19 protein-coding genes are annotated in these 22,030 nt (G+C 59.7%); 13 read left to right on the top strand and 6 right to left on the bottom strand.

Going from position 1 to position 22,030, the window contains the following annotated elements:
• Window positions 1-60: 60 nt before the first annotated feature.
• A complete protein-coding gene (locus AC07XF_RS04665; protein ID WP_495025582.1) occupies window positions 61-2,457 on the bottom strand; it encodes a PAS domain-containing sensor histidine kinase in 2,397 nt (798 codons plus the stop codon).
• A gap of 73 nt (window positions 2,458-2,530) precedes the next feature.
• Here AC07XF_RS04665 and AC07XF_RS04660 point away from each other — a divergent pair, with 73 nt between their 5' ends.
• Window positions 2,531-3,505: an alpha/beta hydrolase family protein gene (locus AC07XF_RS04660; protein ID WP_495025581.1), complete on the top strand. Its 975-nt coding sequence runs from the start codon at window positions 2,531-2,533 to the stop codon at window positions 3,503-3,505.
• A 142-nt stretch (window positions 3,506-3,647) separates the two neighbouring features.
• Here AC07XF_RS04660 and AC07XF_RS04655 read toward each other — a convergent pair whose 3' ends face one another.
• The 3 genes from AC07XF_RS04655 to AC07XF_RS04645 are packed head-to-tail and all read right to left on the bottom strand — an operon-like array spanning window position 3,648 to window position 6,104.
• A complete protein-coding gene (locus AC07XF_RS04655) occupies window positions 3,648-4,415 on the bottom strand; it encodes a TerB family tellurite resistance protein (protein ID WP_495025580.1) in 768 nt (255 codons plus the stop codon).
• Window position 4,416: 1 nt separating this feature from the next.
• Window positions 4,417-5,088 (bottom strand): N-acetylmuramate alpha-1-phosphate uridylyltransferase MurU, encoded by a 672-nt coding sequence (gene murU, locus AC07XF_RS04650; protein WP_495025579.1) that lies wholly within the window; start codon window positions 5,086-5,088, stop codon window positions 4,417-4,419.
• Window positions 5,085-6,104: an aminoglycoside phosphotransferase family protein gene (locus AC07XF_RS04645; RefSeq protein ID WP_495025578.1), complete on the bottom strand. Its 1,020-nt coding sequence runs from the start codon at window positions 6,102-6,104 to the stop codon at window positions 5,085-5,087. Before AC07XF_RS04645 ends, murU begins: the two co-directional genes overlap by 4 nt.
• A gap of 130 nt (window positions 6,105-6,234) precedes the next feature.
• Here AC07XF_RS04645 and AC07XF_RS04640 point away from each other — a divergent pair, with 130 nt between their 5' ends.
• The 11 genes from AC07XF_RS04640 to AC07XF_RS04590 all read left to right on the top strand — a co-directional run bounded on the left by AC07XF_RS04640 (window position 6,235) and on the right by AC07XF_RS04590 (window position 20,434).
• Window positions 6,235-9,045, top strand: coding sequence for an LPS-assembly protein LptD (locus AC07XF_RS04640; RefSeq protein ID WP_495025577.1), 2,811 nt, complete (start codon window positions 6,235-6,237; stop codon window positions 9,043-9,045).
• Window positions 9,026-10,342: a peptidylprolyl isomerase SurA gene (gene surA, locus AC07XF_RS04635; protein ID WP_495025576.1), complete on the top strand. Its 1,317-nt coding sequence runs from the start codon at window positions 9,026-9,028 to the stop codon at window positions 10,340-10,342. The genes AC07XF_RS04640 and surA overlap by 20 nt, the downstream gene beginning before the upstream one ends.
• Complete coding sequence (gene pdxA / locus AC07XF_RS04630) at window positions 10,339-11,328, top strand: 4-hydroxythreonine-4-phosphate dehydrogenase PdxA (RefSeq protein ID WP_495025575.1); 990 nt, start codon at window positions 10,339-10,341, stop codon at window positions 11,326-11,328. Before surA ends, pdxA begins: the two co-directional genes overlap by 4 nt.
• The gene (gene rsmA, locus AC07XF_RS04625) at window positions 11,325-12,143 is read left to right on the top strand and encodes a 16S rRNA (adenine(1518)-N(6)/adenine(1519)-N(6))-dimethyltransferase RsmA (protein WP_495025574.1); all 819 of its coding nucleotides are present in this window, start codon (window positions 11,325-11,327) and stop codon (window positions 12,141-12,143) included. Before pdxA ends, rsmA begins: the two co-directional genes overlap by 4 nt.
• A 115-nt stretch (window positions 12,144-12,258) precedes the next feature.
• Complete coding sequence (apaG, locus tag AC07XF_RS04620; RefSeq protein WP_495025573.1) at window positions 12,259-12,639, top strand: Co2+/Mg2+ efflux facilitator ApaG/CorD; 381 nt, start codon at window positions 12,259-12,261, stop codon at window positions 12,637-12,639.
• Window positions 12,639-13,523, top strand: a complete 885-nt coding sequence (locus AC07XF_RS04615; protein ID WP_495025572.1) for a symmetrical bis(5'-nucleosyl)-tetraphosphatase — start codon at window positions 12,639-12,641, stop codon at window positions 13,521-13,523. The genes apaG and AC07XF_RS04615 overlap by 1 nt, the downstream gene beginning before the upstream one ends.
• 33 nt (window positions 13,524-13,556) lie before the next feature.
• Entirely contained in the window at window positions 13,557-13,886 is a 330-nt protein-coding gene (glpE, locus tag AC07XF_RS04610; RefSeq protein ID WP_007982657.1) for a thiosulfate sulfurtransferase GlpE, read from the top strand.
• Window positions 13,887-14,183: 297 nt separating this feature from the next.
• The gene (locus AC07XF_RS04605; protein ID WP_007982655.1) at window positions 14,184-16,106 is read left to right on the top strand and encodes a PrkA family serine protein kinase; all 1,923 of its coding nucleotides are present in this window, start codon (window positions 14,184-14,186) and stop codon (window positions 16,104-16,106) included.
• A 204-nt stretch (window positions 16,107-16,310) separates the two neighbouring features.
• Window positions 16,311-17,582 carry a YeaH/YhbH family protein gene (locus AC07XF_RS04600; protein ID WP_008051610.1) on the top strand — a complete coding sequence of 424 codons (1,272 nt, stop codon included), beginning with the start codon at window positions 16,311-16,313 and terminating at the stop codon, window positions 17,580-17,582.
• Window positions 17,579-19,141 (top strand): SpoVR family protein, encoded by a 1,563-nt coding sequence (locus AC07XF_RS04595; protein WP_495025571.1) that lies wholly within the window; start codon window positions 17,579-17,581, stop codon window positions 19,139-19,141. Before AC07XF_RS04600 ends, AC07XF_RS04595 begins: the two co-directional genes overlap by 4 nt.
• 63 nt (window positions 19,142-19,204) lie before the next feature.
• Window positions 19,205-20,434, top strand: coding sequence for a multifunctional CCA addition/repair protein (locus AC07XF_RS04590; protein ID WP_495025570.1), 1,230 nt, complete (start codon window positions 19,205-19,207; stop codon window positions 20,432-20,434).
• A gap of 72 nt (window positions 20,435-20,506) precedes the next feature.
• On the opposite strand, the gene folK is transcribed toward AC07XF_RS04590, so the two are convergent.
• Together folK and folB are read right to left on the bottom strand one after the other, a co-directional pair.
• Window positions 20,507-21,034, bottom strand: coding sequence for a 2-amino-4-hydroxy-6-hydroxymethyldihydropteridine diphosphokinase (gene folK, locus AC07XF_RS04585; protein ID WP_495025569.1), 528 nt, complete (start codon window positions 21,032-21,034; stop codon window positions 20,507-20,509).
• The gene (gene folB / locus AC07XF_RS04580) at window positions 21,025-21,381 is read right to left on the bottom strand and encodes a dihydroneopterin aldolase (protein ID WP_008051601.1); all 357 of its coding nucleotides are present in this window, start codon (window positions 21,379-21,381) and stop codon (window positions 21,025-21,027) included. Before folB ends, folK begins: the two co-directional genes overlap by 10 nt.
• A 74-nt stretch (window positions 21,382-21,455) precedes the next feature.
• Between folB and plsY the strand changes: the two genes are divergently transcribed.
• Window positions 21,456-22,025 carry a glycerol-3-phosphate 1-O-acyltransferase PlsY gene (plsY, locus tag AC07XF_RS04575; protein WP_495025568.1) on the top strand — a complete coding sequence of 190 codons (570 nt, stop codon included), beginning with the start codon at window positions 21,456-21,458 and terminating at the stop codon, window positions 22,023-22,025.
• Window positions 22,026-22,030: the final 5 nt, after the last annotated feature.

Raw genomic sequence — 22,030 nt, 5'->3', positions numbered from 1 at the left:
TAAACCCACTGTGGGAGCGGGGTTGCCCGCGAAGGCGTCAGTACAGACAACATTAAATGATCAGGCCCCATCCAATGGCACTCGCACACTCAGGGTCGTGCCTTCACCCGGCTCACTCTCAAGGGATAACTCACCGCCCAGGATCAACACCCGCTCACGCATACCGACGATCCCAAAGGACGTTGGCCTGCCAGGCACAGCGACAAATCCTACACCGTCATCGCTGACCGTCAGACACAACTCGTCGCCTTCCAGCGCCAGTGTCAGTTCAACAGTATGCGCCTGGGCATGGCGCATGACATTGGTCAGCGCTTCCTGAAGGATCCGGAACAAACCGATCGCCTTGGCATCACTGAGCACCGGCAAGTTGTCCGGCACCTGCACCAGGCACGGAATCTGTGTACGCGCCTCGAATCGCCGGGCCTGCCATTCGATGGCCGAGGCAATACCGGCATCGAGAATCGGCGGGCGCAATGCGGTCGCTACGTCGCGAACCAACTGGAAGAGTTGAGCGATCAGGCGCTTCATGCTGCTCAGGCGCTCATTCAGACCGGGATCAAGTTGCGCGTAAGCCAGTTCGCACATGGAGGTTTCCAGCTTGAGCACGGTCAGCATCTGGCCCAGTTCGTCGTGAACTTCCCGGGCAATGCGCGCTTTTTCTTCTTCGCGCACGCTTTCCAGGTGCGCGGACAACTCACGCAGTTGTTCCCGGGAGCTGGCCAGTTCAAGTTCGATGCGCTTGCTCTCGCTGATGTCCCAGACAATCCCGTCCCAGACATAGGCCCCGTCTTCCAGCTGACGCGTGATGGCCTTGATTTCCGCCCAGCGCTGCTCGCCCTGGCGCGTGAGGATTCGCCCCTGCCACGACCAGTCGCTGTCGGTGTCCAGTGCATGATCCTGGGTCTGGTGATAGCTGGCCTTGTCGTCCGGATGCACGAGGCTGCGCAGGCCTTTATCGCGATGCGCCAGCGTGGCCGGCGAATAACCCACCAGGCTTTCGCTGCCTTCGCTGATGTAGGCAAAGTCGATCTGGCCGGTCACCGGCGCCCGCTCCAGGCGGAAAACCAGGCCCGGAACGTTGGCGGCGATGCCTTGCAGCCGCGCCTCGCTTTCCTGCAAGGCGGCCAGGGCGCGGCGCCGTTCGGTGACGTCGTTGAGGTAAACCACCAGGTATTCGCCATCGCGAAAGCGCAGGAAGCTCAACGAGACATCAGCCGGCAGAATGCTGCCATCGGCGCGCACGCAATTGGTTTCGAAGCTTTGCGGGCCCTCTTCACTGGCCCGGGCGCGCTTCCACAGGCTCAGCCAGCGGTCCATGTGCAGGCCGGGTTCGAAGTCAATCAGGGGCCGATCGATGATCCCCCCGGCCGGATAGCCCAGCATGCTTTCCGCTGCGCGGTTGGCGTAGCGCACATGACTGTCCCAGTTGACCCAGAGGATACCGACGGTGCTCTGATCGATGGAAAACTGAGTGAGCCGCAAGGCCTCTTCGCTGGCGGCGCGCAAGGCAATGTCTTCCTGTGCGGCCAACAAGCGTTGCTCCAGGTTGTGCTGCTGGCGACGTTGCCAGAACACAATGGCCATGCAACTCAATGCCAGCACGGCCAGCAACAAGCAGAGGTTTTGCCAAAACCCCGGAGACTCGGTGAGGCGCGGATACTTGGGTTGCAGCCATTGATTGTGCAGTTGTTCCAGATCCTTGGCCGGGATCGCCCGCAATGCACTTTCGATGATGCCCGCCAGTTCCGGTTTGTCGCGGCGCGTGGCCACCCGCAGCAACTGCGGCAGGCCGACATCCCCCACCACCACCAATCCGGCGAACTCCGGTTCGACGGACAGGCGCCCCAGTTGCGCCTCATCGATCACCGCATAAGTTGCCTGCTGACCCGTCAGTAATTGCAATGCCTGGCGCTCCATCGGTACGCCTTGCAGATTCAGGTGCGGATAATTGCCGCGCAAATAATCGGCAATGGCACTGGGCATGCGCACGGCGACGCGGGTCTGGCTGTCGAGTTTTTCGAGCTCGACCGTGCCGGCGCTTTTCTGGTCGCTGACCACCAACTGCGGCACCCGCATGTAGGGGTCGGAAAACTGCCAGAGACGCAGCCCGCCAGGCGTCTGGGTCAGGCCCGGGGCGATATCGATTTCGCCCTCCCGGGCTGCGGCTTCCAGTTGTTCAAGGTCGGGAAAATTGCGCCAGCTCAGTTCGACATTGAGGTTATTTGCGAGCCACTTCATCAGCTCGACGTTCACCCCGGACAGGCGCTGCAAGCGGCGATCATATTGCGCATAGGGTGCCTGCAACACCACGCCGACCCGCAACTCGCTCTGCTGCGCCAGCCAGTGCTGTTGTTTCGGTGAAAGTTGGGCAACGTGCGCCGGGGGCACGACTGCCGCCCAGCCCATCAAGGGAAACCACAAACAGCCGATAACCCACAGGCAGCGAAAACGCATCATTGAACTCTCACACACTGACAAATACTGACCAACCCATTAGGCTGCCGGAACAACTTCTGGCCTGGAATATCCGATGCCCCCTGTCTACCGCCTGGCACTGCCAGCATTGTGCCTGTCGTTGATCCTGCCTTGCGCTTTTTCCGTCGAGGCGGCCGACCCGGCGCCCGCCACCGAAGAAAAACCACTCGAACGTCAGCCGCTGCCTGAGCGTAGTCAGGAAGAAGCGACTGCACTTGAGCGAAAGATTCCGGCCCAGGAACAGCAACAACTGCAAGCGGGCACCGACACGTTTCTGACCTTGTGGAAACCGGCCAACACCGCCGAACCCAAAGGCGCGGTGATTATCATCCCGGGTGCCGGCGAAACCGTTGACTGGCCGCAAGCGGTCGGCCCTTTGCGGCGCAAATTGCCGGATGCCGAGTGGAGCAGCCTGAGTATCACCTTGCCGGATCTGCAAAGCGATGCCATTGCGCCACGAATTGTGGAAGCGCCGCCGGCCCCCAAGGCCCCCGAAACCGGCAGTAAAGATTCGACCACCGCGGCCCCCATCGAACAGGTGGCCGGTGGCGAGGCCGATGTCGCCGACAAGGCCATCGCCGAAACCACTGAGGAACAGTCCAAGGCCGATGCCGAGCGCATCTTCGCCCGGATTGACGCCGCAATCGCGTTCGCCGAACAGCAAAGCGCCCGCAGTATCGTGCTGCTGGGGCACGGTTCCGGCGCCTATTGGGCCGCGCGCTACCTGAGCGAGAAGCAGCCATCGCAAGTCGAGAAACTGGTGATGGTCGCAGCGCAGGCACCTGTGGTGGCGAAACCCGGGCTGGCAGAGCTGACCCCGACGCTGAAACTGCCGACCGCGGATATTTTCTACAAGGACAAAGCACCGGATCGCAACGCAGCACTGGAACGTCTGCAGGCCAGCAAACGCCTGAAGTCATCGGCATTCAGCCAGGTCGCGCTCAAGGCATTGCCAGACAACAAGGCCGAACAGGAGCAATTGTTCCGCAGGGTGCGGGGCTGGTTGAATCCGCAGCCTGCGACAGACTGACAGACCGCGTCGCCCTCTTCGCGAGCAAGCCCGCTCCCACATTTGTCCTTGGGTGCTCGCAAATTTTGTGATCACTCTGGATCTAATGTGGGAGCGGGCTTGCTCGCGAAGGGGCCATTACAGGCAACACAAAGCTGTTCGACTAGCGAAAATCCCGCCGCTCCCGAATCAGCGTATAGGCGCTATGCAGTTCACGCGTTCTCTCGGTGGCCTCGCGCACCTGCATCGCCGTCGCGCCACTGCCAGCAATTTTGTCCGGATGATGGCGACTGAGCAGACGCCGGTAAGCACGTTTGATCTGCGCCGGTTCAGTGGTGGCCGAGACACCCAGCAGCCGCAAGGCATCCTGATAGCTTGCAACGCTGTTGCCCAATGGCCTTTTCTGCGGCTCATAGTCGTGAGCCAACGCTTGCACCTGGTGCGGCGTCCAGCCCAGCCACTTGCCCCATTGGCCGATCAACTCACGCTCACTGCGGCCGGCACGACCATCGGCCCACACCATTCGCCAGCAGGCGCGCAACACGCCTTCTGCCGCATGGGGCTGGGCACTCAGGCGACGCAGATAACCGTGCAGCCGGTCGCGGCCCGACTTGCCGCGATTGAACGCGGCAATCGCACGACGCTGCGCCAACTCGGACATTTCCAGCGAGCGCATTTCCGCCCGGGCCTGTTCGATGTGCCCGGCCATCACCTGGCCGTCGCACTTGGCCAGGCGTCCCAGCAGGACAAACAGCAACTCATCGTTACGCAGCACCGGGCGGCCGCCCAGCTTTTCCCGCAATTGCCCCCAACTCTGCAGGTGCAAGCGCCGGTCCAGCGCCTGCCCCAACAACGCGCCGAGCATGGCCCCCGGAAGACTGGCTATGGCAAAGCCTGCTCCGGCTCCAATCAGAGTCCCTGGCCACAGCATGTCAGCGGCTCGCTTCTATTAATGATTCAACTTCGGCCAGTCGTTCGTGAGTGCCGACATCGACCCAGTGCCCCTTCAGTTGCTCGCCGGTCACTTGACCGTCAGCCATGGCTTTGCGCAACAGCGGCGCGAGCTTGAAGGCCCCCGCGGTGCAATCGTCGAACAACTGCGGATGCAACACGGCGATGCCACTGTAGGTCAGGGTAGGAGCCTGCGGCTGACCGTCGCGCACCTGGGTTCCGATCAGGCTGAAGTCCCCGGCCGGATGATGGGACGGGTTGCTCGCCAGCACCAGGTGCGCCAGGCCGCTGATGGGCTGATGCAGCACGCTGAAGTCGTAATCGGTCCAGATGTCGCCGTTGACCACGACAAACGCTTCATCCCCCAGCAACGGCAACGCGCGGAAAATCCCGCCGCCGGTTTCCAGCGGCTCGCCTTCCGCCGAGTACTGAATACTCACGCCATAGCGCGAACCATCGCCCAGATAGTCTTCAATCTGCTGACCGAGCCAGGCGTGATTGATCACGATGTCGGTGAACCCGGCGGCGGCCAGCGCTCGCAGGTGATATTCGATCAGCGGGACTCCGCCTGCACGAACCAGTGGTTTTGGCGTGGTCAGGGTCAGCGGGCGCATGCGCTCGCCTTTACCCGCGGCCAGAATCATTGCCTTCATGCTGTCACTCCGGCACGCAGACTGGCCAGCAACACATCCAGCTCGGCCAGTTCAGGACGGCGCGCGATCACGGCGTCTATGTATGCAAAGAAACGCGGCACATCGCCCAGATAACGCGGCTTGCCGTCGCGATGGCAGATACGGGCGAAAATGCCGATGACTTTCAGGTGACGTTGCACGCCCATCAAGTCACTGGCACGCAGGAAATCCTCGAAGTCGGACTGAACCGGAATACCGAGGGCGCCCGCTTGCTGCCAGTAGCTTTCGAGCCAGCCATGCACGCGTTCTTGCGGCCAGCTGAGAAATGCGTCCTTGAACAGGCAGGTCACGTCGTAAGTCACCGGGCCATATACCGCATCCTGGAAATCCAGCACACCAGGGTTGGGCTCGCTGAGCATCAAGTTGCGCGGCATGTAGTCGCGATGCACCAGGACTTTTGGCTGTGCCAGGGCGCTGTCGATCAACAGATCGCTGACCTGCTGCCAGAGCACTTGCTGCGCCGCGTCGAATTCGATGCCCAATTCGCGCTTCACGTACCACTCGGGGAACAGCTCCAGTTCGCGACGCAGCAATGCCACGTCATAGCTCGGCAGAGGCGCAACCATCGGCAACTGCTGGAAAGCCAGCAACGCTTGCAGGGCATCCTTGAACAAATCGTCGGCGTTTTCGCTGTCGATGACATCCAGATAGGTCTTGTTGCCCAGGTCATTGAGCAAAAGAAAACCGCGCTCGAGGTCTTCGGCATAAATTTTCGGCACGTTTATTCCGGATTTCGCCAGCAAAAAGGCGATATCCACGAAGGGTTTGCAATTTTCCTGGGGCGGCGGCGCGTCCATCACGATGAAACTTTTGCCATCGCCTTCCCAACGGAAATACCGCCGGAAACTCGCGTCGCTGCTGGCCGCAGTCAACGTGGCCGGGGGGACGGAACCCCAACCCTGCTCGGCAAAAAGGGTCGCCAATTGTTCATCGAGCCAAACTTTCAGGTGTTGCAAGCGTACATCTTGATCAGGCATTGCAAGGGTCTCCGACGGCGCTAGCCGTCAAGCGGGTCATGCTTTATTATCCAGCATCTTTTTCAGACCATCGAGAGGCGTGCGGCCCACACCGCGGGCAGATGGCACGCAGGAAGCCCGGACTAATAAGATGGCATTGAAATCCCCCGCGTTTCGTAAAAAATTTCCGTTGTTGGTTACCGGCAGTTTGCTGGCGCTGCAACCCCTTGCCACTTCCTACGTGGTCGCCGCGGAACAGTTTGACTGCTCAGTCTCTGCTTCGGGTTCCTGGGACTGTGCGCCAAAGACGCCGGCGGCTGCATTGCCACCGCGTCCCGTCCACGATGGCAGCGCAGTTTCCGCTACTGGCGAAGCCCCGGCCGAGAACGGCTCCAGCGAAGACACTGGCGCCAAGCCGGCACTGGTCACCGAATCCAAAGGCCGTGGCCTGAAGTCGCGTAGCGCAGACTACAGTCACCTCGACTGGGTTCCGCGCGAACAGCTCACCGCCGCACAATTGGCCGAAACCGGTCCTTATTGCTCTGGTTCCTATATCGAACCGATTCGTCCTGGCATGAACGACAAGACGAATAAAAGTGACGCTCCAACCTTTATCGGCGCAAAAGCCTCCCGCTATAAGCAGGACGAGCAGATCGCGACCCTGGCCGGCGACGTTGTCATGCGTCAGGGCAGCATGCAGGTCGAAGCCGACGAAGCCAACCTGTACCAGGCCGAGAGCCGTGGCGACCTGAACGGCAACGTGCGCATTCGCGACAACGGCGCACTGATCGTCGGCGACCACGCCGATGTACAGCTCGACACCGGTGAAGCCAAGGTCGACAACGCCGAATACGTGATGCACAAATCCCGCGTCCGCGGTAATGCGCTGTATGCCAAACGTGCCGAGAACGCGATCATCCGCCTCAAGGATGGTACGTACACCACGTGCGAACCGAACAGCAACGCCTGGCAGCTCAAGGGCAACAACATCACCCTGAACCCCGCCACCGGTTTCGGTACCGCGACCAACGTGACACTGCGGGTCAAAGACATTCCGGTCCTGTACACGCCGTACATCTATTTCCCGATCGACGATCGTCGCCAGTCCGGCTTCCTGCCGCCGAGCATCGGCACCGGCAGCGATACCGGCTTCATGCTGGTCACCCCGTACTACTTCAACCTGGCGCCGAACTACGATGCCACGTTGTACCCGCGCTACATGGAAAAGCACGGCTTGTTGATGGAAGGCGAATTCCGCTACTTGACCAAGTCCAGCGAAGGCCAGTTCGGTGCGGCGTACCTCAACGACGAAAGCAACGAACGCGACAAGCAGACCGACGCTGAAAAAACCCGCTACATGTACAACTGGCAGCACAAGGGCGGTCTCGACTCGCGAGTGCTCACGCAAGTCGACTACACCAAGATCAGCGATCCGTATTACTTCCAGGATTTGCAGACCGACCAGATCGGCGTGAAAAGCAACGACTACGTGAACCAGCAGGGTTCCGTCACCTATCGCGGCGACAGCTATACCGCTCGCGTGAACGCCCAGGCATACCAACTGGCGAGCGTCTCGAACATTACGCCATACGACCGTCTGCCGCAGCTCACCCTCGACGGTATGCTGCCTTATCATCCGGAAGGCCTGGATTTCACCTACAACACCGAGCTCGTGCGGTTTGACCGCGATCTGCAAAACGGCAGTTACACCGACGAAGATGGTAATGTGTCACCTCGCCTTGATACCAACGTTGTAGGCCTGGCCCGCGCCAATGGCGACCGTATGAATCTCGCGCCCGCCATCAGCCTGCCGATGAACACGACGTACGGATTCCTTACACCGAAGCTCAAGTACCAGTACACCCAGTACCAACTGGACCTGGACAGTATCGGCAAAAGTCAAATCGTGCAGCAGGATCAAGCCGCAGCTGCAGCCGGGACTAAAAATTTCAATGGCAATTTTGACAGCAACCAGAACCGCGGCGTACCGATTGCCAGCATCGACAGCGGCCTGTACTTCGACCGCAATACCCAGTATTTCGGCAAGAACTACCGCCAGACCCTCGAACCGCGCCTGTTCTACCTGTACGTACCTGAGGTCGACCAGGAAGACATCCCGGTATTCGATACCAGCGAATACACCTTCAACTATGCGTCGCTGTTCCGTGACAACCGCTTCTCCGGCTCCGACCGTGTCGGTGACGAGAACAAACTGTCCCTGGGCGTGACCAGCCGCTGGATCGAAGACAACGGATTCGAGCGTCAACGCATCAGTGTCGGCCAGGCCTTGTTCTTCAAGGACCGCGAAGTACAGCTGCCGGGCATCAATCCACAAACCCGCGCCGATGCACATTCGAATGTTTCGCCTTATGCGCTGGAATACGAGTATCGCTGGAACCGCGACTGGCGCACCACGGCCGACTACAACTGGGACCCGGACAGCCGCAGCCCTCGTTCGGGCAGCGCGATGTTCCATTACCAGCCTGAAGACAACCCGAACAAGGTCGTCAACGTCGGCTATCGCTATCGTAACGACCAGGTGATCTACAACCAGAACACCGGTCAATGGCAGTTCGGCGGTGACTACGGCACCCCTGGCCAGCCTGGCTTCGTGAAGGATTACTACAAGATCAAACAGCACGACTTCTCGGTGATCTGGCCGATCGTGCCGCAATGGAGCGCTATCAGCCGTTGGCAGTATGACTACAACCGCAACCGTACCCTGGAAGCCTTCGGTGGTTTCGAGTACGACAGCTGCTGCTGGAAACTACGCCTGATCAACCGTTACTTCGTTAATTACGACGAATTCAGCCAGCAAGCACCGCAAAACGAAAAAGGCGACCATGGCGTCTTCCTCCAAATTGTTCTGAAGGGACTCGGCGGCCTCACCGGCGCCAAGGCAGAGAGCTTCCTCGACAAAGGCATTCAAGGTTATCGTGAACGTGAAGACCAAGCTTTCTGATTGTCTGCGCCCGCTGATGCTGGGCGCGCTGTTCCTGAGTACGGCGGCCAGTGCCGCCGTACAGTCCATCGATAAAGTGGTGGCCATCGTCGACAACGACGTGGTCATGCAGAGCCAACTGGACCAACGCGTTCATGAAGTTCAGCAAACCATTGCCAAGCGTGGTTCTGCCGTGCCGCCAGCCAGCGTGCTGCAGCAGCAGGTACTGGAGCGCCTGATCGTCGAAAACCTGCAATTGCAGATCGGCGAGCGCTCCGGCATCCGCATTACCGATGAAGAATTGAACCAGGCTGTCGGCACCATTGCCCAGCGCAACAACATGTCGGTCGAGCAGTTCCGCGCCGCTCTGACTCGCGATGGCCTGTCTTACGACGATGCGCGTGAGCAGATTCGTCGCGAAATGGTCATCAGCCGTGTGCGCCAGCGTCGGGTTGCCGAACGCATTCAGGTCTCCGAGCAGGAAGTGAAGAACTTCCTGGCTTCCGACCTGGGCAAAATGCAGCTGTCCGAAGAGTTTCACCTGGCCAACATCCTGATTCCTACGCCGGAAAGCGCCAACTCCGACGCGATTCAGAATGCAGCCAAACAAGCCGATGCGATTTACCAGCAACTCAAGCAAGGCGCTGACTTCGGTCAATTGGCAATCGCCAAGTCCGCCAGCGAAACCGCACTGGAAGGTGGTGACATGGGCTGGCGTAAAGCCGCTCAATTGCCACCACCGTTCGATCGCCTGCTGAGCACCATGCCGGTGGGCGATGTCACCCAGCCAATGCGCACGCCGGGCGGTTTCATCATCCTGAAGATCCTCGCCAAGCGTGGCGGCGAGACCCAGATGCGCGATGAAGTGCATGTGCGCCACATCCTGGTCAAGCCGAGCCCGATTCGCGATGAAGCCAAGACCAAGGAACTGGCTCAGTCGCTCTACACCCGTATTGAAGCGGGCGAAGACTTCGGTGAACTGGCGAAAAGCTATTCGGAAGACCCGGGTTCTGCCCTCAACGGCGGCGACCTGAACTGGATCGACCCGAACGCGCTGGTGCCCGAGTTCCGCGAAGTGATGGCCAAGACCCCACAAGGTCAGCTGTCCAAGCCGTTCCAGACGCAATACGGCTGGCATGTCCTGGAAGTCCTTGGCCGTCGCGCCACCGACAGCACTACACAGGCTCGCGAGCAGCAAGCAATGACCGTATTGCGTAACCGCAAATACGATGAAGAGCTGCAAACCTGGCTGCGTCAGATCCGTGACGAAGCGTACGTTGAAATCAAACTCCCTGGCGCCGACCAGGCAGCGCAGTGAAACCCCAACGTTTCGCGCTGACACCCGGCGAACCAGCCGGCATAGGTCCCGACCTGTGCCTGCTGCTCGCCTCGCAAGCCCAGCCTCACCCCCTGATTGCCATTACCAGCCGCGACCTGCTCATTGAGCGAGCCGCGCAACTGGGCGTGGCTGTCAACTTGCTGCCGGTCACACCGGACAACTGGCCGGATGCACCCGCGCCAGCCAACAGCCTGTATGTGTGGGATACACCGCTCAACGCCAAAGTCACCGCCGGACAACTGGACAAGGCCAACGCTGCGTTTGTCCTGGAAACCCTGACCCGGGCCGGCCAGGGCTGCCTGAACGGGGATTTTGCCGGCATGATCACCGCGCCGGTACACAAAGGCGTCATCAACGAATCCGGCATCGCCTTTTCCGGGCACACGGAATTCCTCGCCGACCTGACCCACACCGCACAAGTGGTGATGATGCTGGCCACACGCGGCTTGCGCGTAGCCCTGGTGACCACTCACCTGCCCCTTCGCGAGATTGCCGATGCAATCACGCCGGAGCGTCTGGAACGCGTCACGCGAATCCTGCACGCCGACCTGCAAAACAAGTTCGGCATCGCCCGGCCACGCATCCTGGTCTGCGGGCTCAATCCCCATGCCGGCGAAGGCGGACACCTGGGCCATGAAGAAATCGATATCATCGAACCCACATTAGAGCGCTTGCGCGGCGAGGGCATGGACCTTCGAGGCCCCTTGCCCGCCGACACTCTGTTTACCCCCAAATATCTGGAGCACTGCGATGCGGTGCTGGCGATGTACCATGACCAGGGCCTGCCGGTGCTGAAGTACAAAGGCTTCGGCGCGGCAGTCAACGTGACCCTCGGTTTGCCGATCATCCGCACATCGGTGGACCACGGCACTGCCCTGGACCTGGCCGGCAGCGGCAAGATCGACACCGGCAGCCTGCAAGTCGCCCTGGAAACCGCCTACCAGATGGCCGAGACCCGTTTATGACCGAGCAATACCAACACAAGGCGCGCAAACGCTTTGGCCAGAACTTCCTGCACGATGCCGGCGTTATCGACCGCATCCTGCGCTCCATACATGCCAAGACAGAAGACCGCCTGCTGGAAATCGGTCCGGGACAGGGCGCACTGACCCAGGGCCTGCTCAGCAGCGGTGCCCAACTTGACGTGGTGGAGCTGGACAAGGACCTGATCCCGATCCTCAACCAGCAGTTTGCCGGCAAGAGCAACTTCAACCTGCATCAGGGCGATGCACTGAAGTTCGACTTCAACAGCCTGAATGCCGCGCCAGGCAGCCTGCGAGTGGTCGGCAACCTGCCGTACAACATCTCCACGCCACTGATTTTCCACCTCTTGCACAACTCGCACCTGATTCGCGACATGCACTTCATGCTGCAAAAGGAAGTGGTCGAGCGCCTGGCTGCCGGCCCGGGTGGTGGTGACTGGGGCCGCCTGTCGATCATGGTTCAGTACCACTGCCGGGTCGAGCACCTGTTCAACGTCGGCCCGGGCGCGTTCAACCCGCCGCCGAAAGTCGACTCGGCCATCGTGCGCCTGGTGCCCCACGCGGTACTGCCGCACCCGGCCAAGGATCACCGCCTGCTGGAGCGCGTCGTGCGCGAAGCTTTCAACCAGCGCCGCAAAACCCTGCGCAACACCCTCAAGCTGCTGCTGAGCAACGCCGAAATCGAAGCCGCCGGCGTCGATGGCAGCCTGCGTCCCGAGCAACTCGACCTGGCCGCCTTCGTGCGCCTGGCCGACAAGCTCAGCGAGCAAGCACCACAAAAGCCTGCCGCTGACTGACAGGTGATGAGCGCTATCGGGTAGGACGGCACTCTGGTCTACTACCCGATACTTGGCCTAGACTGAACTCCATCAGCTACGCCCCGCGTCCCGCTTCGTTTTTAAGGCCCCTTGCATGTCCGATCCTCGTTATCAGGTCGACGTCAGCGTCGTCACCCGCTATCTGGCAGAACAATCGCAACCCGAGTACGACCGCTTTGCCTTCGCCTACACCATCACCGTGAAAAACAATGGCGAGATACCCGCCAAACTGCTTTCACGGCACTGGGTCATCACCGACGGTGACGGGCATGTAGAAGAAGTGCGCGGCGCAGGCGTGGTAGGCCAGCAGCCGTTGATCGAACCCGGCAAGAGCCACACCTACAGCAGCGGCACGGTCATGACCACCAAGGTCGGCACCATGCAAGGCACCTATCAGATGCTTTCCGACGACGGTAAACATTTCGATGCCATCATCGCGCCCTTCCGCCTGGCGGTGCCCGGAGCCTTGCACTAATGGCGACGTACGCTGTTGGTGACCTGCAGGGCTGCCTTCAAGCCCTGCAATGCCTGCTCAAACAAGTGGCGTTCGACCCACAACGGGATCGTCTGTGGCTGGTGGGCGACCTGGTCAACCGCGGCCCGCAGTCGCTGGAAACCCTGCGCTTCCTCTATAGCATCCGCGAGTCGCTGGTGTGCGTGCTCGGCAACCACGACCTGCACCTGCTGGCGGCAGGACGCAACATCGAACGCCTGAAAAAGGCCGATACCCTGCACGAGATCATTGACGCGCCGGACTGCGCCGAGCTGCTCGAATGGCTGCGCCAGCAAAAACTCATGCACTACGACGAACAGCGCAACGTTGCACTGGTCCATGCCGGCATCCCACCCCAGTGGTCGCTGCGCAAAGCCTTGAAGTGTGCTGCCGAAGTCGAGACTGTCTTGCGTGACGACAACCTGTTGCCGCCCTACCTCGATGGCATGTACGGCAATGATCCGGCGAAATGGGACAACGACCTCAAAGGCGTGACGCGTCTGCGGGTGATCACCAACTATTTCACCCGCATGCGTTTTTGCACCGCCGAAGGCAAACTCGACCTCAAGAGCAAGGAAGGTCTCGATACCGCGCCACCTGGCTACAAGCCCTGGTTCCAACACAAGGAACGCAAGACCAAGGGTCTGAAAATCCTCTTCGGTCACTGGGCTGCACTGGAAGGCAAGTGCGACGAGCCGGGTATCTCGGCCCTCGACACCGGTTGTGTCTGGGGCGGCGCCCTGACCCTGATGAATGTCGACAGCGGCGAGCGCCTGTCCTGCAAATGCGACGAACACGGCCATGCTGCCGTGCCGCCAGTCGCCTCATCCATTCCCCAAACATCACCAGCCAGCGCCCCGCGCTAGACTGCCCATTCAGCCGAGCCACAGGAGCCCGCCATGAGCGAATTCAAACGTATCCCCCCGGAACAGGCCCAGGCCCTGCGCGAACAAGGCGCAGTGGTAGTCGACGTCCGCGACCCAGCCACTTTTGCCGCCCTGCACATCGCAGGCTCGAAGCATCTGGACAATCATTCCCTGCACGCTTTCATCCAGGGCGCCGACCTCGATGCACCCACCGTGGTGGTCTGCTATCACGGCAATTCCAGCCAGGGCGCGGCCGCCTACCTGATCAGCCAGGGCTTCTCCGACGTCTACAGCATGGATGGCGGATTTGAGTTGTGGCGTACGACGTATCCTGCGGAAACGGCGCAAGGCACCTCCGAATAATTTTTTTGTAACGTTGCAGGCCCCGGCTCCCGTGGGCTGGCGCGGTGGCAGACGAACGGTCTGCCACAACTAATTACGTATCTCGCCTTTACCTCCCGAATTCCCAACTATCCTTAAGCCCAGGCCATCCAAAACAGGGGAGAGCCGGTACACCGGCGCACGGGTCATCGGGAGTAGCTTTCGGGGTAGTCAGCTCCGGGAGAGTTCTGGGGGGTAAACAGCAATCGCCTGTTCGGTTGCTGCCAGCATCGACTGAGTGATCCGGCGTCGGCTCCACGTATCGAGCGAGGTGACGTCATGAGTATCTTTAGCCACTTCCAACAACGCTTCGAGTCCACACGCCAGGAAGAACTCTCTCTGCAAGAGTATCTGGAACTGTGCAAAAAAGACCGTAGCGCCTACGCTTCCGCTGCCGAGCGTCTGCTGCTGGCCATCGGTGAGCCGGAACTGCTCGACACCTCGACCAACTCGAGACTGTCACGCATCTTCTCCAACAAGGTGATCCGTCGCTACCCGGCCTTTGAAGACTTCCACGGGATGGAAGAATGCATCGACCAGATCGTGTCGTATTTCCGCCATGCCGCTCAGGGCCTGGAAGAGAAGAAACAGATCCTTTACCTGCTCGGCCCTGTCGGTGGCGGTAAGTCGTCCCTGGCCGAGAAGCTCAAGCAACTGATGGAAAAAGTGCCCTTCTATGCAATCAAGGGCTCGCCGGTTTTCGAGTCGCCCCTGGGTCTGTTCAACTCCACTGAAGATGGAGCGATCCTCGAGGAAGACTTCGGCATTCCACGGCGCTACCTCAACACCATCATGTCGCCATGGGCGACCAAGCGCCTGGCCGAGTTCGGTGGCGACATCAGTCAGTTCCGCGTGGTGAAACTCTACCCGTCGATCCTCAACCAGATCGCCGTGGCCAAGACTGAACCTGGCGACGAAAACAACCAGGACATCTCGGCGCTGGTGGGCAAGGTCGATATCCGCAAACTGGAGGAATTCCCACAGAACGACGCCGATGCCTACAGCTACTCGGGCGCATTGTGCCGGTCCAACCAGGGCCTGATGGAATTCGTCGAAATGTTCAAGGCACCGATCAAGGTGCTGCACCCACTGCTGACCGCCACCCAGGAAGGCAACTACAACAGTACCGAAGGCCTCGGCGCGATTCCGTTCACCGGGATCCTGCTGGCGCACTCCAACGAATCGGAATGGCACACCTTCCGCAACAACAAGAACAACGAAGCCTTCATCGACCGGATCTACATCGTCAAAGTGCCGTACTGCCTGCGGGTCAGTGACGAAGTGAAGATCTACGACAAGCTGCTGTTCAACAGCTCGCTGGCCAAGGCGCATTGCGCACCGGATACCCTGAAGATGCTGGCCCAGTTCACCGTGCTCTCGCGCCTCAAAGAGCCGGAAAACTCCAATATCTACTCGAAGATGCGCGTGTACGACGGCGAGAACCTCAAGGACACCGACCCGAAAGCCAAGTCGATCCAGGAATACCGCGACAACGCCGGTGTCGATGAAGGCATGAACGGTCTTTCCACCCGGTTTGCGTTCAAGATCCTGTCGAAGGTGTTCAACTTCGATCCACACGAAATTGCTGCCAACCCGGTGCATCTGCTCTATGTGCTGGAGCAACAAATCGAACAGGAGCAGTTCCAGGCCGAGACCCGCGAACGCTATCTGCGCTTCCTCAAGGAGTACCTGGCACCGCGCTACATCGAATTCATCGGCAAGGAAATCCAGACCGCTTACCTCGAGTCCTACAGCGAATACGGCCAGAACATCTTCGATCGTTACGTGCTGTACGCCGATTTCTGGATCCAGGACCAGGAATACCGCGACCCGGAAACCGGCGAGATCCTCAATCGCGTAGCCCTGAACGAAGAACTGGAGAAAATTGAAAAACCGGCCGGCATCAGCAATCCGAAGGATTTCCGCAACGAAATCGTCAACTTCGTCCTGCGCGCCCGGGCCAACAACAACGGCAAGAATCCGACCTGGCTCAGTTACGAAAAACTGCGGGTGGTCATCGAGAAGAAAATGTTCTCCAACACCGAGGACCTGCTACCGGTTATCAGCTTCAACGCCAAGGCCAGCAAGGAGGACCAGCAAAAACACAACGACTTCGTCACACGGATGGTAGAGCGGGGCTACACCGACAAACAGGTACGACTGCTGTCCGAGTGGTACCTGCGGGTCAGAAAATCACAATAACCCGCTGCCGGTCAGACCGGTTGTCGTCAGCCAGAGACCTGTGTGCGCTTTTTCTGTTACACAGGCCTCTGGAAGGTGTTCGAAAGTCGGTAGCGAGTTCAGGCAGCATCCAAAGCGCTTGGGGGAGCGTTCAACACCCCTCGGCTCTCGGTTCGATGCTGTATCACCGCTCGCCCCTTTCAGGACAGCTTCTAAGGAGCAGTCATGAGCTATGTGATCGACCGACGTCTCAATGGCAAGAACAAGAGCACGGTGAACCGCCAGCGGTTTCTGCGGCGCTACCGTGATCACATCAAAAAGGCTGTCGAAGAGGCGGTCAGCCGGCGCTCCATTACCGATATGGAACACGGCGAACAAATCAGCATTCCCGGCCGCGACATCGACGAGCCGGTGCTTCATCACGGTCGCGGCGGCAAGCAGACAGTCGTGCACCCGGGCAACAAGGAATTCACCAGCGGCGAACATATCGCCCGTCCACCGGGAGGTGGTGGCGGTCGAGGCCCCGGCAAGGCCGGCAATTCCGGTGAAGGGATGGATGAATTCGTCTTCCAGATCACCCAGGAGGAATTCCTCGAATTCATGTTCGAGGACCTCGAACTGCCAAACCTGGTCAAGCGCAACCTGACCGGCACCGACACCTTCAAGACCGTGCGAGCCGGGATCAGCAACGAGGGCAACCCGTCGCGGATCAATATCATCCGCACCCTGCGTTCAGCCCACGCCCGGCGAATCGCCCTGTCCGGCAGCAGTCGGGCAAAACTGCGCGAAGCCAAGGAAGAACTTCTGCGACTCAAGCAGGAAGAACCAGACAACTTCGGCGATATTCAGGAAATCGAGGCAGAAATCGAAAAACTCAGCGCGCGCATTCACCGGGTGCCGTTTCTCGACACATTCGACCTCAAGTACAACCTGCTCATCAAGCAACCCAACCCCAGTTCCAAGGCCGTAATGTTCTGCCTGATGGACGTGTCCGGTTCGATGACCCAGGCGACCAAGGACATCGCCAAACGCTTCTTTATCCTGCTGTACCTGTTTCTCAAGCGGAACTACGAAAAGATCGACGTCGTGTTCATCCGTCATCACACCAGCGCCCGCGAAGTGGATGAAGAGGAGTTTTTCTACTCCCGGGAAACCGGCGGCACCATCGTCTCCAGCGCCTTGAAACTGATGCAGGAGATCATGGCCGAGCGTTATCCGAGCAACGAGTGGAACATCTACGCCGCCCAGGCTTCCGACGGTGACAACTGGAACGACGACTCTCCGATCTGCCGCGACATCCTGATCAACCAGATCATGCCATTCGTGCAGTACTACACTTACGTTGAGATCACCCCGCGCGAACACCAGGCCCTGTGGTTCGAGTACGAGCGCATCGCCGAAGCCTTTTCCGACACGTTTGCCCAGCAACAACTGGTCTCGGCCGGGGATATTTATCCGGTCTTCCGTGAACTCTTCCAGCGCAGGTTAGTGACATGACCGCCAAAGAGCAGAAGCGCCAACCCATTTCCACCGGCTCCGAATGGACGTTCGAGCTGATCCAGGCGTACGACAAAGAGATCAGTCGTCTGGCGGCTCGATACGCACTCGACACGTACCCCAACCAGATCGAAGTGATCACCGCCGAGCAGATGATGGACGCCTACGCCTCGGTCGGTATGCCGCTGGGTTATCACCACTGGTCCTACGGCAAGCATTTCCTCAGCACTGAAAAATCCTACTCCCGCGGCCAGATGGGTCTGGCGTACGAGATCGTGATCAACTCCGACCCGTGCATCGCCTACCTGATGGAAGAAAACACCATCTGCATGCAGGCGCTGGTAGTCGCCCATGCCTGCTACGGGCACAACAGCTTTTTCAAAGGCAATTACCTGTTCCGCACCTGGACCGACGCCAGTTCGATCATCGATTACCTGGTGTTTGCCAAGCAGTACATCATGCAATGCGAAGAGCGCCACGGTATCGACGCGGTCGAGGACCTGCTCGACTCCTGCCATGCGCTGATGAACTATGGTGTCGATCGCTACAAACGCCCCTATCCGATCTCCGCGGAAGAAGAGCGTCGCCGGCAAAAGGACCGGGAAGAGCATTTACAGAAACAGATCAACGATCTGTGGCGAACCATTCCCAAGGGCGCGGACAAGTACAGCGACAAGGACAACGCACGCTTCCCCGCCGAGCCTCAGGAAAACATCCTGTACTTCATCGAAAAACATGCGCCGCTGCTGGAGCCATGGCAGCGGGAAATCGTGCGCATCGTGCGCAAGATCGCCCAGTATTTTTATCCACAGCGCCAGACCCAGGTGATGAACGAGGGCTGGGCGACGTTCTGGCACTACACCCTGATGAACGACCTGTACGACGAAGGCCTGGTCACCGACGGTTTCATGATGGAGTTCCTGACATCCCACACCAGCGTGGTATTCCAGCCAGGTTTCGACAGCCCTTACTACAGCGGCATCAACCCTTATACGTTGGGTTTTGCCATGTACCGCGACATCCGGCGCATGTGCGAAGAGCCGACGGAAGAAGACCGCCGCTGGTTCCCTGACATTGCGGGTACCGACTGGTTGGCGGCCATCAAGTTCGCCATGAGCAGCTTCAAGGATGAGAGTTTCATCCTGCAGTACCTGTCGCCCAAGGTGATCCGTGACCTGAAGCTGTTCAGCATTCTCGATGACGACCAGAAGGACGACCTGCTGGTGCCCGCCATTCACGACGAAGGTGGCTACCGCATCATCCGTGAAACCCTAGCGGCGCAGTACAACCTCGGCAATCGCGAACCCAACGTGCAGATCTACAGCATCGACCGGCGTGGCGACCGCTCCCTGACCCTGCGTCACCAGCAACACGACCGCAAACCACTGGGGGACTCGACCGAAGAAGTGCTCAAACACCTCCATCGTCTCTGGGGCTTCGATATTCATCTGGAAACCCTGCAAGGGGATCAGGTGATGAAAACCCACCATGTGCCGCCCAGAAGCGAACACAGCGAAGGCGAATACGGCCGGCTGGACTTGGCCGTCATCCATCTTTGAACCGGTTTGTGCCTCCGAAAGCTCGACGCAACGGGTATCCTGTCGAGCTAACGGAGGTTTTTTATGCGGATTTATAAAGTCGGCGGCGCGGTACGTGATCGCTTGCTGGGCAAACCGGTCACCGATATCGATTGGGTTGTGGTCGGCGCCACCACCGAAGAAATGCTCGCCAAGGGCTTTCGCCCGGTGGGCGCGGATTTCCCGGTGTTCCTTCATCCAAAAAGCGGTGAGGAGTACGCCCTCGCCCGAACCGAGCGCAAAAGCGGACGCGGTTACGGCGGGTTCACTTTTCACGCCAGCCCTGAAGTCACCCTCGAAGAAGACCTGATTCGCCGCGACCTGACCATCAATGCCATGGCCGAAGACGATCAGCAGAACCTGACCGATCCGTACCACGGCCAGCGCGATCTCGAAGCGCGCCTGCTCCGCCACGTTTCCCCGGCATTTGCCGAAGATCCACTCCGGGTCTTGCGTGTTGCACGCTTCGCGGCGCGCTACTCGGCACTGGGTTTTACCGTCGCCCCGGAAACCCTGGAGCTGATGCGCCAACTCAGCGAGTCAGGCGAACTTGAAGCACTGACCCCGGAGCGCAGCTGGAAGGAAATTTCCCGCGCCCTGATGGAAGATCAGCCCCAGGTGTTCGTTGAGGTCTTGCGTGCATGCGGCGCACTCAAAGTGCTGATGCCGGAAGTCGACGCGCTGTTCGGCGTACCGCAACCCCCGGCCCATCACCCGGAAATCGATACTGGCGCACATACTCTGGGCGTGCTGCAGCAGACCGCCATACACAAACAGCCACTGACCGTGCGCTGGGCATGCCTGCTGCACGACTTGGGCAAGGGCCTGACGCCAGAGGAGGAATGGCCGCGACACATTGCCCACGAGTTCAAAGGCCTGAAGCTGATCAAAGCGGTCAATGAACGTTTCAAGGTGCCGAGAGACTGCCAGGAACTGGCAGTGTTGGTGGGCGAATATCACACCCACGGCCATCGCGCCCTTGAGCTGAAGCCATCGACACTGCTGGAATTGCTGCAAAGCTTTGACGTTTACCGTCGGCCACAGCGCTTCGAGGAGTTCATTGTGGCCTGTGAAATGGATGCGCGTGGGCGCAAAGGGCTGGAAGATAGAAGTTATCCACAGGCGGATTATCTGCGCGGTGCGGCAACCGCGGCTCGCAGCGTGGCGGTTCAGCCTTTGCTGGAAAAGGGATTCAAGGGACCGGAGCTGGGGGAGGCGATCAAGCGCGAGCGGCTAAAGGCGCTGAAGGCTTACAAGGACGCGGCGTCTGCCTGAAAAGCTTCGCGAGCAAGCCCGCTCCCACAGGTTTACGCTAACCCTGTGGGAGCGGGCTTGCTCGCGAAGGCGTCAGTCAGAGCACAGCAAATCTGAAGGCGTCAATTGCTCACCACGCCACTCAAACACCACCGGCGCCAGCACCTGATCGATCTGCGATTCGGCCCACAATGTGGCGAAACTTTTACCTACGCCCGGATGCACTCGATCCGGCGCTATCAACGACAACGGCCACAGAACGAACGCATTCTTCAGAATTTCTGCGCGCGGCAAGATCAGGCCGTCGAAGTTACCCACCAGATCGCCGAACAACAAAACATCGATATCCAGCGGCAAACCTCGTCGATCCGGCGCATAACGACCGTTATCCGCCTCGATGAACTTCAACCGACGATCGAGCTCCATCAACGGCAGATCGGTATACGCCGACACCACGAAATTGAAGAACGGCCCGCTCTTGATGCCCACTGGCTGGCTTTCGAAAACCGCCGAACAGCGGATATCGACAAGGAACGCCGCCAAAGCATCGAGCCCCGCCTGCAAATGGGTTTCACGCTCGATATTGCTACCGAGCCCGAGGTACACCTGAGTCAGCGACATCCGCGCTCGATCTCCACGCCCACACCGCCGGTGGCAGCCGGGACGGCACCGGGCTTGGTCAGCTTCAGGCGCATCCAGGTGATCTTGAATTCGCTCATCAGCACTTCAACCAGGCGCTCGGCAAAGGTTTCAACCAGCTGGAATTGCGCCTGCTCGGCAAACGCCTGAATGCGCGAGGAAACGCTGGCGTAGTCGAGCGCCAGGGTCAGGTCATCACCGGCTGCGGCCGGGCGATTGTCCCAGGCGAAGCTCAGATCAAGACGCAAGCACTGTCGGATGCCTCGCTCCCAGTCGTAGGCACCAATCACCGTGTCGACTTCCAGGCCCTCGATAAACACTCTGTCCAAGCACTTCTCTCCGCTACACGACAAGGGCGCAATGCGCCGTTAGAATCAGGGCTTCCTCGCCCGGAATAGTTAGCATGTTTTGGTTATTGGCGATCCTCGCCTACCTGCTCGGCTCTCTGTCCTTCGCCATTTTGCTCAGCCGCCTGACCGGTAGCCCCGATCCGCGAATGAGTGGCTCGGGCAATGCCGGCGCCACCAACATGTTGCGCCTGGCCGGCAAGAAACTCGCCATCCTGACTTTGCTCGGCGACCTTTGCAAAGGCCTGCTGCCGGTACTGATTGCGCGTCTTGCGGGCCTTTCACAGCAGGAACAGGCCTGGATCGGCGTCTATGCCGTCATTGGCCATCTGTTTCCATTGTACTTCCGCTTTCGCGGCGGCAAAGGTGTCGCCACCGCTGCGGGCATGCTGCTGGGACTGTACCCGCCCGCCGCACTTCTGGCAGTCTGCGCCTGGCTCTTGACGTTCTACCTGACCCGCACCAGCTCTCTGGCCGCCCTCATCGCCACACCGCTGACCCTGCCATTGCTGGCCTGGCAAGAACCGGCCGCCCTGCTGCCCATGAGTACGCTCACCGGACTGATCGTCTGGCGTCATCGCGGCAATCTACGCGACCTGTTTGCCGGGCGCGAACGGCATTTCTAGCTGCC

Source organism: Pseudomonas sp. GW821-FHT01C01 (assembly GCF_059422645.1).
This window is presented reverse-complemented; position numbering and strand designations above follow the sequence as displayed.